Here is a 16,212-nt window from a genome sequence, read left to right on the forward strand (position 1 = left end):
TACTATCGAGCGGCACGCCTGTTGAATAATCAGGACTGATTCCTATAATCGCCTCCCTTTTCCCCCCGCCTGCCTGCAGGCGACCTGTCCCTCTGGAATCAACACCATGCCAAGCGCCAGCCAGGCCCCTCGCGACATCCCCGAACATAGCCAACAAAGTGTCAAACAGCAGTGGTTGGCGATTCTCTCCGTCGCCGTAGGTGCATTCGCCCTGGTCACCAGTGAGTTTCTTCCGGTGGGCGTACTCAACGATGTCGCCAGCGACCTTGGCATCAGTGCCGGCCACGCCGGCCTGATGGTGACCCTGCCCGGCATCATGGCCGCCCTGGCCGCCCCCTTGCTGTCTGTCGGGATTGGCGCCATGGACCGTCGCTATCTACTGATCGGCCTGACGTTGATCATGATCATCGCCAACTCGGTCGTGGCCTTCGCCAGCGACTTCAACCTGCTGCTGTTCGGGCGCGTACTGCTGGGCATCAGTATCGGCGGCTTCTGGGCGACGGCCATCGCGCTGAGCGGCAGGCTGGCACCCAAGGGCGTTGGCGTCGCCCAGGCGACCTCGATAATCATGGTCGGCGTGACCTTGGCCACCGTCCTTGGCGTACCCGTAGGCACCTGGCTCAGCGGCCTGATGGGCTGGCGCATGACGTTCCTGATCACCGCGTTGATGGGTATTCCGGTGCTCCTGGCGCAGGTCTTTCTCCTGCCCCGCCTGACCCCGGAAAAGGCCATCCGCATCAGTGACCTGCCAGCCCTGTTCGTCAATCCACAAGCGCGCGTTGGCTTGATTGCGGTATTGCTGATTGGCCTGGCGCACTTTGCCGCCTACACCTACGTCGCCCCCTTCTTTAAACACAGTGCCGGCTTCGATGGGCCGACTATTGGCTCGTTGCTGCTGCTCTTTGGCGTGGCCGGGGTCATGGGTAACATTTTTGCCGGCTTCGCCGCCAACCGCAGCGTACGCCATACCCTATTGCTGGTCGCACTGATGATCGGCACCAGCACCGCCCTATTCCCCCACTTCGCCACCGGCATGACCGGCGCGGCGATGCTGATCGCGCTCTGGGGTTTCGCCTTTGGCGCCTTCCCGGCCTGCGCCAGTATCTGGATGTTCGTCGTAGCGCCCAAGGATGTCGAACGCGGGATGCCGCTATTCGTCGCCTTGTTCCAGGTGATTATTGCGCTGGGTTCGTTTTTCGGCGGGCAGATCGTCGACCACCTGGGCAGCTCGGTGCTGCTGAGTCTTGCCACGGCGCTGGTAGGTTGCGGTTTTGTCACGGTTCTGGTGCTGGGGCGTAATATCACCAATAGCCTGGCGGCCCAGCCCTGCTAACCCGGGCCAATTTGTGAGCGCCCTGCAATAGCGCTCACAGTTCCTTCGATTGTTGCGCGGGTGCGGTAAACCATTTGTCCTTGGGTACACGCTTCTCTTCGCTGGGGTCACCGAGATAGTGCGGCGACATAATTTGCACTGAGTACTCGTTGAATACGTCCTGGATATTGGCGTGCAACAGGCTGAGCAATACCGCCCGCGGTCGAGGTTGACTCGGAATTGCCTGGGCCACCAGTCGATACTCGGGATAGAAGTCCGACAACGCTGTCTGGAACACCTGCGCCGGAGGGTCTTCGAGAACACCGGGGGTGCGCCTGGCGGCCTCCAGCAACATCGCCTCGACCTGCCGCCACGGCGTGTCGTAACCGATGGTCACGACCGTGTCGACCACATACCCAGGGCCTTGCACAGTACGGGAGTAGTTCTTGGTGACGGTTGCGGTAATCATCGAATTGGGCAGCGTCAACACCTCCCCCAGACCTGTTCGGATGCTAGTCGTGAACATGCCCAACTCTGTGACGGTGCCTTCATAGTCGCCAATGCGCACGAACTCCCCGGGACGCAAGGTTCGGGTGTACGTGAGGATCAATCCGGCCGCCGCCTGCCCGACCACACTGGTGGCACCGAGGGAAATCATCAAACCGATCAGTACCGACAAACCTTTAAAGGCATCTGTACCGGCGCCGGGCAAATAGGGATAAGCCATGGCCAAGGCAAACAGCCAGATAGCCAGGGAGGTCAAGCGCTGGGTCGGGTGCAGGGTTTCTTGATTAAGCCAACTGAAGGTGCCGGGGACGGCCATGCGACGCAAAATCCGGCGACTGAAAGCTGAGATGCCACGGGCAATGAAAAAGATTGCGACTGCGACGCCGAAACCAGGAATTGCACCGACGATCCCTTCGAGTAGATATCCCGCGACGTCGAACAGATAGTTGTTAAGGCTTTCGCCCCAGGGCCGGGTATAGGGAAACCGCGACAAAATAAAGCCAAGCCATTCATAAATGAGCAACAACACGACGAGCCAGCGCAGTAAGCCGAGTAAACGACTGACCAGCGGATACAGGTAATTGGCATCTATTACCTGTACACGTCCGACTTTCAGCGCCTGTGTATGCCGATCCATCAAGTCCGGCAGTTTGCTCAGCAATCTGCGGCGCAGATACGCCATGCCCCAGAGCGCGGCAATCAGAATACCGGTGGCAAGGGCTGCAGCTGCCAGTGACCTGAGAATGAAATGCAGGCTGCGGGCTTCCTGGGTTTCGCTAACCACCTGGCGCAGTTTGTCGGCGGCGCTTTCTGCGGCCTGGCGCACTGATTCAAATTGGCTGGCATCGACATCCTGGGAAGAAACAATAAACGCGCGCCTGGAGCCCAGCAGCACCATGTAACTGCTCTGAATGGAGTCGAGCGTGACATTCAGATCGTCTGCTTCATTCATGGCCTCATTGATCACCGCTTTCGCACGCTTGACCCGTATTTCCGGTGTTTCACCGAATAACACGGCGTGGAAAACCATGACGCTGCGGTTGTAGATTTTCAGTTCCGCGGAAGCAGGTTCTACCGTTGCGCGAGAGTCCTGCGCGAACGCGAAAACTGAGCAAAACAACAAGAAAACAGCAGTCAATTGCCCGAGAAACCTGCTCCGCATGCGTCAGTTCCTTACTTGACATAATTCAGGTCAGGGGTACGTATCGCAGCGTAGCTCAACGAGGGGCTATTTGCTGATTGAGGGGTGCCCGAGCACGTTGGCGAACACCGCATTGGCGGCGGTGGGAGGCGTACTTTCTAGCCAGGTAGTTATTGCAGGGCGATTACAACTATAGACCTTTAGTTGGAATTCACAGATCGGCGGCAAAGGAGTCACGACGACCCAACCTCCATTAGGTTTGGGTCGGTGGTGTAATGGTTAGCGCAATCGGTTCCGTCCACTTGCGAAAACGCTCACACCTCAGAATCGCCAGGTCATGTTGCCGCTGAGGGCTTGAATCCAGGCGTCGCCGTACTCCCCGGAGACTTGATGACCCGAGATCGACTTGGTCTGGTCCACAGGCATATCGCCTAGCCAGACCATGGCCCAACTGACGTTGATGTCGGTGTCTTGATTAAGCGCATAGGTTGCGCCTGTGGCGATGCGCCAGGATTCGCCCATGGGTACAATCACGCTGCGTTTGCTGTCGGAGACGGCGCTGCTGTCGTAGGCCATACCAACATTCCACAGCCATTGCTCGGTAGCCTGGTACTGCGCGCCCAGGGACAGGTGCCAAGTGTCCTTGAACCCGGCATCGACTGATTTCGACTGTGCGCCCAACGCCGTGGTGTCGACCTGTACACCGATCTCACCGAACTGCGACCAATCCTGCCAATTAGCCGAGGCCAGCAAAGCCCATTGCCGGTCCAATTGCTGGAACAGGCTGAGGGTCACGGTCTGCGGCACGCTGGTGTCGAGTTTGGTGGGGGTGTCGTTGATGCGCTCCAGCAGACGCCCGTCGCCTTTCACATCCAGCCGGTCTTCGAAGTCCAGATCGACTTTACTGGTGTAGGTCAGGCCAATACGCGTGCCGGATTGCGGGGCGTAGATTACCCCGACATTGGCGCCATAACCCCAGGCCCCGTCCTTGTATTTGTACTGACCGTCAGCACGATCGGTGAAGCCGAAGGGAGCGCGGTCGATGGCGGTTTGCGCCTGCATCATGCCGTACATGGCCTTGACGCCAACACCCACCGACCATTGCTCATTAAATCGGTACGCAACGCTGGGTACCAGGGACAGACCCAGCAGACTGGAGTTCTGCGCGAAGTAGCGACCGTACCAGTCATTGTCGTAGTTGACCGCCAGGCCGAAGTCACCGTACTGGCCGAAGCCGACGCTCCAGTGGTCGTCGAGTTCATGGCTGATAAAGAAACTGCCACCGGGAATCGGGTCGAGAGCGTTACCGCTGCCGGTTCCTGCGACATTGCTACCGGCGTCGCGATCGAAGCTCAGGTCGCCATACAGCACTTGCAGGCCAGCGGTAATTTGTGTGCCTGACAGGTAACTCATGCCCGCGGGGTTACTGGCGATGGTCGATGGGCCCTGGGCGCGCGCAGCGGCACCGGCGTTGGCCAGGCCGGCATTATCGGTGCCAACTTCGTAGAGCATAATGCCGCCGGCCCAGGCTTGCTGGCAGCACAGTGCCAGGAGTGTGCAGGCGGGCATGACACTACTTCTGGTTGGCATGATTAACCTCACAACTATCCATTGTGCGAATAACGTAGCGCACGCACCCGACTCCAGGGCGTAACAGTTGGTGCGACCGCGCACGCTCAAGTCGAATAGATACTAGTCAAGAAAACACAAACCATGCTCTTCGAAGCTGCTTGGTATTGAGGCGGTAAAGGTGAACGACCTCAACAATGAATCCGATTTCGCGCAAGATGCCATTAACCTACTAGGCTCTTTGGGTGCTTTGAATTAAACGGGAGTTCTTTCGATGGGTCGGTTGGCCCCCTTGAACTGCCTTTTGGCACGGCGTAGGGGGATTTACTCACCGAGATCCTGATCGTTGCGTACTTGATGTGTGCGTAACAACTGAAAGGGTCAACCTTCGATAGGGTACCGCTTATGAAACGGCTCTCACATCGTACCAAGTTCTACCTTGCGTGCTCATTGCTCATCGCCCTCAACGTTGCCCATGCAGCCCAGACCGAAAAACCCAATATCCTGTTCATAGTCTCCGACGATACCGGCTACGGTGACCTCGGCCCTTATGGCGGCGGTGTAGGTCGCGGCATGCCGACACCGAGCATCGACGAACTGGCGGCGCAAGGCACCACTTTCTTTTCGTTCTATGCCCAACCCAGCTGCACTCCCGGCCGGGCAGCCATGCAGACCGGGCGCATTCCCAACCGCAGCGGCATGACCACTGTGGCATTTCAGGGCCAGGGTGGCGGTTTGCCGGCAGCCGAATGGACCCTTGCCTCCGTTCTCAAGACCGGTGGCTACGACACTTACTTCACCGGCAAGTGGCACCTGGGCGAAGCCGATTACGCCATGCCCAATGCCCAGGGCTACGACGTCATGAAGTACGTCGGCCTTTATCACCTCAACGCCTACACCTATGCCGATCCAGAATGGTTCCCGGACATGGACCCCGAGACCCGCGCCATGTTCGCCAATGTCACCAAGGGCGCGCTGTCCGGCAAGGCAGGTGAAAAACCGGTCGAGGAATTCAAGATCAACGGCGAGTATGTCGATACGCCGGTTATCGATGGAAAACCCGGTGTGGTCGGGATTCCCTACTTTGACGGATATGTCGAGAAAGCCGCCATGGAGTTTCTCGATACCGCCGCCAAGTCCGACAAGCCGTTTTTCATCAACGTCAACTTCATGAAAGTGCATCAGCCGAATTTGCCGGCACCGGAATTCGTACATAAGTCGATTTCCAAATCCAAGTACGCCGACTCGGTGGTGGAACTCGACACCCGCATTGGCCGCATCATGGACAAGCTCAAAGCGCTGGGCATGGATAAGAACACCCTGGTGGTTTACACCACCGACAACGGCGCTTGGCAGGACGTTTATCCGGATGCCGGCTATACGCCCTTCCGCGGCACCAAAGGCACGGTACGCGAAGGTGGCAACCGAGTACCGGCAATCATGGTATGGCCGGAAAAAATCAAACCTGCGATGAAAAACCACGACATCATCGGAGGCCTGGATCTGATGGCGACATTCGCGTCGGTGGCCGGGATTAAACTGCCGGAGAAAGACCGCGAAGGTCAGCCGATCATGTTCGACAGCTACGACATGACCCCGGTATTGCTGGGGACCGGCCCCTCACCCCGCAAGGAGTGGTTCTATTTCACGGAAAACGAACTGTCGCCCGGTGCCGCCCGTGTCGGCAACTTCAAGGCCGTTTTCAACCTGCGCGGCGATGACGGCGCCCAGACCGGTGGCCTGGCGGTCGACTCCAATCAGGGCTGGAAAGGCGCCAGCAAGTACGTGGCAACCGTACCGCAGGTCTTCGACTTGCTGCAGGACCCGCAGGAGCGCTATGACATCTTCATGAACAACTTTACCGAACGCACTTGGTCGATGGTTCCTATCAGCATCGCCATCAGCAACTTGATGAAGACCTACGTGCAATACCCGCCTCGCAAGATGCAAAGCATGACTTACGACGGACCGATCGAGCTGTCGAAATATCAAAAGTTCCAGTCGGTTCGAGAGGAACTGCAAAAAGAAGGCATTCACTTGCCGATGCCCGCCGGAAACTAGTTAAGCAGGCAATGAGCGGCGGCTTTATCTACGGCCACCGCTTAATGACAGCGTCAACCGTGTTCTTTCGCAGAAATATCGGGTCATGCCCAGTGTCCAGTCAGTGCCAGGCGGTTCGCGAAGGCAGGACACCCTGCACGGCGCTGCAAAAAATCTGGCAATATTCGGCCGCACTGAGGACACAGGCATTACTGTCCGAAGAGGAGATACCGGCGAGCGCCTGCTCCCCAACCCATGCCGCAGCCTCTGCATCGAGGCCGATTTCATTCAGTGAATGAGCAATCCCCAGCAATCGGCTAGGGCCAGACTGTCACGTCATGGGAAATAAACCTCTGCCGTTTCTGCTTATTTCAGTTAAATAGATCTGTCCCCTCTTGGGGTTACCATCCGCCACCGAGTGCTTTGAATGCAGCAACCGCCGAGCGCGCCGATTCCGTTTGTGCCTGGGCCCGGGCGTCGGATGTCTGCAGGAGCTTTTCATCGGCACGTAGCACCTCAATCAAGCTGATCGCGCCTTTTTGATATCCCATGAACGAGGATTGTCTCGCTAAGGCAAGAGCGGTTTCACCTCTGCCCAGCGTGGCAGCCTGGGCTTGGCGATTGGCCAAGGAAGAGAGCGCGTTCTCAACATCTCCAGTGGCTTGCAGGACTGACTGGCGGTAAGCGGCCAGGGCTTGCGCTTCGCTGCCCTTGGCCTGCTCGATCTGAGCGTTTACCCGGCCGAAATCGAAAAGCCTCCATCGCAGCCCTAGTACGGCTGCCGATTGGCTCGCTCCGCTGCTGAACAGATTAGCGCTTGAAACGGCTGTCGCACTGCCCAGCAACGCACTAAGGGAGAGCTTCGGGTAATACTCGCTCATCGCCATTCCAATGCGCGCGCTTGAGGCGGCGAGGCGACGCTCAGCCACGATAAGGTCAGGCCTGCGGCGCAGCAGATCCGCGGGTGTACCGGTCGACGTCAGCTGCGCAGGTTGCGGAATACCTTTGGCTGTCGCCAAGGTTTGACGATGGGTGCCGGGGGGGACGCCCAGCATTATGTCCAGCGCATTCATGGCCGCATCAAGTCCCGTGCGCAAGACCGGCACGCTCGCCTGGGCCTGCGCAAGCTCGCCCTCGGTCTGGCGCAGCTGGTATTGCGCAGCCAGCCCCTTGCCGTAAAGCAGCTGAACCTTGTCTAGCAGATCCTCCTGCGTTTTGACCTGTCGCTGGGCAATGGCCAATCGGGTTTGCAGGCCCCGGATGGTGATGTAGGTATCAGCCGTCAGAGCGGCGACTGCAAGCCTTGCTGCGACGACACTTGCTTCAGAGGCCTCGTACTCAGCCAATGCAGCCTGTCTGCCGCGGCGCAGACCGCCGAACACATCCAATTCCCAGCTTGCGCTGAGGTCAGCTTCGTAGGCGTTGCCGTAGCGATCATAGCCGGGCGTCGAGTCAAGGACTTGGCCGAGTGGCGTTTCAACTGATTGATAGGCACGTGCCGCTTGGGCGCTGGTGCTGCCCGAGGGTAGAAGTGCCGCCGTTGCAATGCCCAGAGCTGCCCGTGCCTGGGTGAGTTGCGCATTGGCCTGGGCCAGGTTGAGATTCTTGATCAGGGCCTGTGAGACAAAGTCGCTGAGCATGGGATCTGCGAAACCTTCCCACCAAACGACATTGCTTGCTGAGCGCACGGTAATATTCGGTTCTTTACCCGGTTGCGTCAGAAAACGATCATTGATTGGAGCATCTGGACGCTGATAATCCGGACCTACGGCGCAACTCGCCAGTAGGCCGGTACTTATGACCAGTGCGTACGTAGAGAGCGGGCGCATTGAACTTCCCCTGAGCAGATTTAAGTTGTGACGACATTACAATATGGTCACTCGTTGTCAATCAGGGCTCGTGGAGCTAAGCTGCAAATATGACTAATCAATCGAAGACGACCCCGGCACGCGGTCCATCGGACCATAGCGTGCGTGACCAGGTCGTGGAAGCGGCCACCCAGCACTTCGGACACTACGGATACGAGAAGACCACGGTCTCCGATCTGGCCAAGGCCATTGGCTTCTCCAAAGCCTATATCTACAAATTCTTTGACTCCAAACAGGCTATCGGTGAGGTGATTTGCGCCAATCGGCTGGCAATGATCATGGCCATCGTGGAGGCGGCGATCGCGGATGCGCCAACGGCCTCCGAGAAGCTGCGGCGCTTGTTCCGCGCGCTCGTCGAGGCAGGCAGTGACCTGTTTTTTCACGACCGCAAGCTCTATGACATCGCCGCTGTCGCGGGTCGCGACCAGTGGCCCTCTGCCAAGGCACACGACGAGCGCCTGCGCCTGCTGGTCCAGGAGATTGTTCTCGAAGGGCGGCAGTTGGGCGAGTTCGAGCGCAAGACTCCCCTGGATGAGGCCGTCCAGGCGATTCATCTGGTCATGCGCCCCTACATCAGCCCAGTGCAGTTGCAGTACAACCTGGACATCGTCACGACGGCCCCGGTGCACCTGTCGGCCCTGATACTGCGTAGCCTGGCGCCTTGAGGTTGTGACTATTGACTATATTGGTCACTAAATAGAGAATCGGTTCCCTGTTCACTTGATATGAGTCAGGGATCCCATGCTTCGGTCCAGATCTGCAACCATTGCCGTTTGCTTATTGCCTTTCGTTTTGACTGCCTGCGGTGAATCGTCGAGCGCGCGCGATCCGCGAACTCAACCGCCCCTGGTAAGAGCCGCTACTGTCGCGAGCGCTGATGGCGCATCGCGCTCGTTTACCGGTGTGGTGGTCGCTCGCGTGCAAAGCGATTTGGGCTTTCGTGTATCGGGGAAGGTGCTGGAGCGCTTGGTTGACACCGGGCAGGCAGTCAAACGGGGCCAGCCCCTGATGCGCCTGGATCCCATTGACCTTGGTCTCCAGGCTCAAGCCCAGGTGCAAGCCGTTGCGGCCGCGGCTGCCCGGGCCAAACAAACAGCCGATGACGAAGCGCGAAATCGCGATCTGGTCGCCGCCGGTGCAATCTCTGCCTCGGCGTACGACCGGATCAAATCCATGGCTGACACCGCAAAGGCAGACCTCAACGCGGCGCAAGCCCAGGCCAATGTCGCTCGCAACGCCACTGGGTACGCCCTTTTACTCGCCGATGCCGACGGTGTAGTGATTGACACGTTGGCCGAGCCTGGGCAGGTCGTCAGTGCCGGTCAACCCGTCGTCAAGTTGGCCAAGGCCGGACCACGCGAGGCTATCGTCCATTTGCCCGAAACGTTGCGCCCCGCTGTTGGCGCCCAGGCTCAGGCCAAATTGTACGGCAATGGTACGACGACACTCCCTGCGAAGCTGAGGTTGCTGTCCGACGCAGCTGATCCGCTCACGCGTACGTTCGAAGCGCGCTATGTGCTCGATGACTCAAGCGCCAACCCGCCGCTGGGATCTACCGTCACGCTGCGCATCGCTGACGACACGCCTGCCCAGCTTGCGCTTGCGGTTCCAATGGCCGCCATCTACGACGCCGGTAAGGGGCCGGGCGTATGGATCGTAACGGGCACGCCAGCAATCGTCTCATGGCGCGCTGTGCAACTGCTGGGGTTGAGCGACGAGTCGGCGGCGGTCAGTGGCGACCTCAAGCCCGGTCAACAGATCGTTGCCTTGGGAGTGCATCTGCTCCACGAGGGTGAGGAGGTGCTGGTCCAGCAACCGGATCACGTTATCAAAGGGGAACGACCATGAGCGGGGGCCGTTTCAACCTTTCTGCACTGGCCGTTCGCGAACGGTCCATCACGCTGTTCCTGATTTTTTTGATCGGCGTGGCGGGAACGCTTTCATTTTTTAAACTGGGCCGCGCAGAAGACCCGCCATTCACCGTCAAACAGATGACCGTGATTTCCGTATGGCCAGGTGCGACCGCGCAAGAGATGCAGGACCAGGTCGCTGAACCACTTGAGAAGCGCCTGCAGGAATTGAAATGGTATGACCGTAGCGAGACCTACACCCGGCCAGGCCTGGCTTTCACCATGGTCTCACTCTTGGATAAAACCCCACCTTCGCAAGTGCAGGAGGAGTTTTATCAAGCGCGTAAAAAGCTCAATGATGCATCGAAAAGCTTACCTGCGGGCGTCATCGGCCCGCTGGTCAATGATGAATTCTCGGACGTGACCTTCGCCCTGTTTGCGCTAAAGGCTAAAGGTGAACCTCAACGCTTACTCGTGCGCGATGCTGAATCGCTGCGCCAGCGTTTGCTTCATGTCCCGGGGGTGAAAAAGATCAATATCATCGGTGAACAAGCCGAGCGGATCTTCGTATCGTTCTCCCATGAGCGGTTGGCCACCCTGGGTATCTCTGTGCAGGAGATTTTTTCGGCACTCAATAACCAGAACGTTTTGACCCCTGCCGGTTCGATTGAAACCAGCGGGGCCCAGGTGTTTCTCCGTCTGGATGGGGCCCTCGACACGCTGGGGAAAATCCGCAACACACCCATTGTGGCGCGGGGCAAAACCCTGAAGCTATCAGACGTCGCGACAGTCGAGCGTGGGTACGAAGACCCCGCGACTTTTCTGGTGCGCAACCAGGGTGAACCGGCCCTGTTGTTGGGCGTCGTGATGCGCGACGGCTGGAACGGCCTGGACCTGGGTAAAGCGCTGGATGCCGAAACGGCCAAAATCAATCAAGGCATGCCGTTGGGAATGACGCTTGCGAAGGTCACTGACCAATCGGTGAACATCAGTTCGGCCGTTGACGAGTTCATGATCAAATTCTTCGTCGCGCTGCTGGTGGTGATGCTGGTCTGCTTCCTCAGTATGGGCTGGCGAGTGGGTGTCGTCGTCGCCGCGGCCGTGCCGCTGACACTGGCGATTGTCTTCGTGGTGATGGCGGCCACAGGCAAGAACTTTGACCGAATTACCCTGGGGTCATTAATCCTCGCGCTGGGTCTGTTAGTGGATGACGCGATCATTGCCATCGAAATGATGGTGGTGAAGATGGAAGAAGGTTACGACCGGATCAAGGCATCCGCTTACGCCTGGAGCCACACAGCAGCGCCGATGCTTGCCGGTACATTAGTGACCGCTGTCGGCTTCATGCCCAACGGTTTTGCGCAGTCGACTGCTGGCGAGTACACCAGCAACATGTTCTGGATTGTCGGCATCGCGTTGATTGCCTCCTGGGTAGTTGCAGTGGTCTTCACGCCTTATCTGGGGGTGAAGCTGTTGCCTGCAATCAAGCCCGTTGCAGGGGGACATGCCGCTATTTATGACACCACCCACTACAACCGTTTTCGAGGACTGCTGGCTCAGGTGATTGCCCGCAAATGGTGGGTGGCAGGTGCGGTGATCGCTGCGTTTGTGGTGGCGATTCTCGGGATGGGATTGGTTAAGAAACAATTTTTCCCGACATCGGATCGTCCCGAAGTACTGATCGAAGTGCAAATGCCCTATGGCACCGCCATTGCGGTGACCAGCGCCACGACAGCTAAAATCGAGGCATGGCTGCAACAGCAGGATGCAGCAAAGATCGTCACGTCTTATATCGGGCAGGGTTCGCCGCGTTTTTATCTGGCAATGGCACCAGAGCTACCGGACCCATCGTTCGCCAAGATCGTTGTACTGACGCAAAGCCAGGAGGCACGCGAGTCTCTCAAGCTACGGATTCGTGAGGCTGTTGCTCAAGGGCTCGCACCTGAGGCTCGGGTTCGAGTTACGCAACTTGTGTTCGGTCCTTACTCACCGTTTCCGGTTGCGTATCGGGTGACGGGGCCGAATGCCGACACGTTGCGAGAGATCGCTGGGCGAATTGAAACCGTCATGCAGGCGAGTCCGCTGATGCGCACCGTCAACAGCGATTGGGGGCCACGAACGCCCACGCTGCATTTCTCTGTGGATCAGGATCGATTGCAGGCGTTCGGGCTGACGTCGAGCGCAGTTGCCCAGCAATTACAGTTCCTGCTCTCAGGTATCCCGATCACTTCTGTGCGCGAAGACATTCGTTCAGTGCAGGTGGTGGGGCGAGCAGCGGGTGATATTCGGTTGGATCCTGCGAAGATCGAGGGTTTCACACTGGTGGGCGCCGCCGGCCAGCGCATTCCCCTTTCACAGATAGGTGAGGTCAGGGTACGTATGGAGGACCCGATTCTGCGCCGTCGAGACCGGGCACCGACCATCACCGTACGCGGTGACATTGCCGAGGATCTGCAACCACCGGATGTTTCCAACAAGATAATGAAAGAACTGCTGCCGATCATCGCCAGCCTTCCAGATGGCTATCGCATCGAGCAGGCCGGATCTATTGAAGAGTCGGCTAAGGCCACTGTGGCATTGGCACCACTGTTTCCGATCATGATCGCAATCACCTTGCTGATCATCATCCTTCAGGTACGTTCGATGTCGGCGATGGTGATGGTGTTTTTCACCGCACCGCTGGGATTGATTGGAGTAGTGCCAACCCTGCTGCTGTTCAACCAGCCATTCGGGATCAACGCCCTTGTCGGGCTGATCGCACTTTCCGGGATCCTGATGCGCAACACGTTGATCCTGATCGGGCAAATCGATCACAACGTCAAGGACGGGCTTGAGCCGTTCAATGCGGTGGTCGAAGCGACTGTACAGCGCGCTCGCCCGGTATTGCTCACAGCAGTGGCGGCGATCCTGGCATTCATCCCGCTCACGCACTCAGTGTTCTGGGGCACGCTGGCTTACACCTTGATTGGCGGCACCCTCGTGGGGACCGTCATGACCCTGGTGTTCCTGCCAGCGATGTACTCAATCTGGTTCAAGATTCGCCCGGTGAAAGCGGCAAATTGACTGCAAAAAAAGGCGCCACTAGGGCTAATGCCGATCAGTTAAGCGACGCTGTCAATTGTAGGAGCGAGCTTGCTCGCGAAAAACGTCAACGATAACGCGTGTATCCAGTATAAACGCGGCGCCTTTGAGTTCTTCGCGAGCAAGCTCGCTCCTACAAAAGGGCTTAACTGATCAGCATTAGCCACTAGGGCGCCTAAAACCGCCCCCCAAACCAAGGGAGCAACAAGGGGGCGGGTGTTTGCCAGGGCTGCTAATGCTTATGTTTTCAAGCCGTACAAATCAGGCGATCCAGTTTAGAAATGCCACTCAAGGTGCATTGTCGGTGCGTAGGTGTCAGTCCCGGGCTTGTTGATCGCGCCATATTTGTGCTTCCAATATTCGTAACCCGGGCCGATCAGAAGTTTGTTTTTCGTGCCAAAGGTCATTTGTCCGACATCGACCAACAGCGACGCACGAACCAGACTTTCTTCGGCCGTGTCCTCCTTGAAGAAGGAAACCCCCAAACCATATGAAGCACATAGTACGGATCGAACTGTATATTTTCGGTCTGGCACGCATTTAATCCGCAATATGACTGATCGACGTCGGTAACCCGGTTCTTGGCAATTTGCACGCCGATCCGCGCAGTGGGCCGACAGCGCTGTCGCCACCCGGGGTATTCCTTGATTGCTGAAAAACTCATCTATTGTTATGTTATAACAATGTGTAGATGCGTAAACTTTCAGCCTACCCACGCACCTCCGGTCTCTCAATGACAAACAAATCCTCCTCTAAACACCTCTTTCTGGCTGGGATCGCGTGCATGTTTTCCCCGCCAGGGAGCGCAGATGATTCGACTCTCGAGCTGGGCGCGACGGAAGTTTTCGGTACCCGTGAACAAGGGTACCGCTCGACCATAGCGCCGACGGCAAACAAGAGCCCTACCCCAGCCAAGGAAACGCCTTTCTCCATTCAGACGGTTACCCGCGAGCTGATTGAAGATCGGGGAGTCACGACCTTGGGTGAGGCGATTAGGACCGTGCCGGGAGTTACCAACCAAGTGGGTTTTGGCGCGCTGAATGATCGATTCCGACTGCGTGGTTTTGCCACGGAAAGCAATCTGAAGAACGGCATTCGCCGAAGCAGCTTCGCCAGCGTCGACGAACTGGTCAACATCGAACAGATAGAAGTATTGAAGGGCCCGGCGTCTGCCCTGTACGGACGTTTTGAGCCTGGTGGCGTGGTCAATCTGGTGACCAAGAAACCTCAACACGAGCAGCGCACTCAGGTCGATGTGAGTGCCGGCCGCTACGACTTCTACCGCACCACACTCGATAGCACCGGCCCCCTCGGCGAAACACTTGATTATCGCTTGACCGCGGCCTGGCAGGACAACGGCAGCTTCCGCGACTTCGTCAATAATGAGAGCAAATTCTTCTCGCCCGTGTTGACGTGGCAGCTGGCACCGCAGACCTCACTGACCTTCGAGTTTGAATACGCGCGCAAGGTCGCCGACATGGACCGCGGATTCGGTAACAACCCTCGTTATCTGGATGCGCCAATCAAGCGCAACTTCGCAGAGCCTGACACCCGCAACAGCGCCATCAGCAAGCTGGCCTCGGTAACCCTGGACCACGCTTTGACGGATGACTGGGATCTGCATGCGGCCATTCAAGCCTCGGATTCGCGTTTGCAAACCTCGTGGTACGCCTACGGCTTTGTCAATGGCGGAATCGGCGGCAGCGAGGACAATCCCACCGTCAGCCGGCGGCCGCAGCTCAATCATGATCGCCAGATAGACGCGACCGCGCTGGCAGAAATCAGCCGCAGCTTTCGCACTGGCCCGATCAATCACCGACTGCTGTTCGGTGCCGAGTACAGCCGGGACTGGTGGGATTACGATTCCGCGGCCGGTACCAGCAGCACGATCGATTTCAATAATCCGGTGTATGGCACTCCCCCTTCACCCCTGAGCCCGACAGGCGAAGGGCGCTTCATCAACGACTCCTGGGCGCTGTACACCCAGGACGAACTGAGCTTTGGCAGCAGGGAGCAATGGCGCCTGTTGCTGGGCGGGCGCTTCGATCAAATCGACGCCTCGGCCATCGACGACTACTACGGACTGAGTGAGCCATCAACCGCAACCTTCAACGCCTTTTCCCCCCGCGTGGGTCTCACCTGGACGCCGGTCGAAGCCTTATCACTCTATGCCAGCTGGTCGCGTTCAATGCGCACCGAATTGAACAACGGGATCCTTGAAGGCGGTCAACTCGCCAAACCGGTGAAAGGCGAGCAGTTCGAAGTGGGTACCAAGCTCAGCCTGCTCAATGGGCGCTTCACCCCGACCTTGGCGGTTTTCGATATTCGCCGTCGCGATGGCCTGGTCGCCGACCCGAACGACCCTACGTTCACCTACAGCATTCAAGTGGGCGAGCAACGCAGCAAAGGCTGGGAGCTTGACCTGCCGTTCGTGGTCACCGAGCGCTGGCGCCTGCTTGCCAGCTATACCCAGCTTGATACCACCATCAGCAAAGACAGCGACGGTGGCCTGCAAGGCAATCGCCTGGCCAACGCACCGCAACGCAACGCCAGTCTATGGAGCACCTACGATTTGCCTGGTGTTTCAGGGCTGAGCATCGGCATGGGTGCCAATTACGTGGGTGAACGGCAGGCGAACAACAGCAATACCTTTACCCTGCCCTCCTATACCCGCTGGGATAGCAACGTAACGTATCGCTTCGGCCAGGCACTGCGCTACCGCGTACAACTGAATGTGCAGAACCTGTTTGACAAGCGCTACTACGATTCGGGCGGCAGTTTCGTGCCGATGTATCCGGGGGCTCCGCGTACTGCGATGGTTACCCTTGGCGCGGCGTTTTAAGC

General features: G+C 58.0%; 9 protein-coding genes. 6 read left to right on the plus strand and 3 right to left on the minus strand.

Annotation, left to right across the window (positions count from 1 at the left end; genetic code table 11):
* Positions 1-106: 106 nt before the first annotated feature.
* The gene (locus QMK50_RS01890; RefSeq protein ID WP_095168620.1) at positions 107-1,333 is read left to right on the plus strand and encodes an MFS transporter; all 1,227 of its coding nucleotides are present in this window, start codon (positions 107-109) and stop codon (positions 1,331-1,333) included.
* A 34-nt stretch (positions 1,334-1,367) separates the two neighbouring features.
* On the opposite strand, the gene QMK50_RS01895 is transcribed toward QMK50_RS01890, so the two are convergent.
* Together QMK50_RS01895 and QMK50_RS01900 are read right to left on the minus strand one after the other, a co-directional pair.
* On the minus strand, positions 1,368-2,981 hold the full coding sequence (locus QMK50_RS01895; RefSeq protein WP_320332365.1) for a mechanosensitive ion channel family protein: 1,614 nt from the start codon (positions 2,979-2,981) through the stop codon (positions 1,368-1,370).
* Positions 2,982-3,281: 300 nt separating this feature from the next.
* Entirely contained in the window at positions 3,282-4,529 is a 1,248-nt protein-coding gene (locus QMK50_RS01900; RefSeq protein WP_413787287.1) for an OmpP1/FadL family transporter, read from the minus strand.
* Positions 4,530-4,934: 405 nt separating this feature from the next.
* Here QMK50_RS01900 and QMK50_RS01905 point away from each other — a divergent pair, with 405 nt between their 5' ends.
* Positions 4,935-6,590: an arylsulfatase gene (locus QMK50_RS01905; protein ID WP_095168613.1), complete on the plus strand. Its 1,656-nt coding sequence runs from the start codon at positions 4,935-4,937 to the stop codon at positions 6,588-6,590.
* A gap of 380 nt (positions 6,591-6,970) precedes the next feature.
* Here the strand turns inward: QMK50_RS01905 and QMK50_RS01910 are convergent, their stop codons facing one another.
* Entirely contained in the window at positions 6,971-8,398 is a 1,428-nt protein-coding gene (locus QMK50_RS01910; RefSeq protein WP_320332367.1) for an efflux transporter outer membrane subunit, read from the minus strand.
* Between the two features lie 89 nt (positions 8,399-8,487).
* On the opposite strand from QMK50_RS01910, the gene QMK50_RS01915 reads away from it, so the two are divergent.
* The 4 genes from QMK50_RS01915 (at position 8,488) to QMK50_RS01930 (ending at position 16,210) form a co-directional block, all read left to right on the plus strand.
* Entirely contained in the window at positions 8,488-9,102 is a 615-nt protein-coding gene (locus tag QMK50_RS01915; RefSeq protein WP_095168605.1) for a TetR/AcrR family transcriptional regulator, read from the plus strand.
* 76 nt (positions 9,103-9,178) lie between these two features.
* Complete coding sequence (locus QMK50_RS01920) at positions 9,179-10,285, plus strand: efflux RND transporter periplasmic adaptor subunit (protein WP_320332368.1); 1,107 nt, start codon at positions 9,179-9,181, stop codon at positions 10,283-10,285.
* Positions 10,282-13,350, plus strand: coding sequence for an efflux RND transporter permease subunit (locus QMK50_RS01925; protein ID WP_320332369.1), 3,069 nt, complete (start codon positions 10,282-10,284; stop codon positions 13,348-13,350). Before QMK50_RS01920 ends, QMK50_RS01925 begins: the two co-directional genes overlap by 4 nt.
* Before the next feature lie 802 nt (positions 13,351-14,152).
* A complete protein-coding gene (locus QMK50_RS01930) occupies positions 14,153-16,210 on the plus strand; it encodes a TonB-dependent siderophore receptor (protein WP_320332370.1) in 2,058 nt (685 codons plus the stop codon).
* The last annotated feature ends 2 nt before the right edge of the window (positions 16,211-16,212 follow it).

The organism is Pseudomonas sp. P5_152 (assembly GCF_033989915.1).
Lineage (GTDB): Bacteria > Pseudomonadota > Gammaproteobacteria > Pseudomonadales > Pseudomonadaceae > Aquipseudomonas.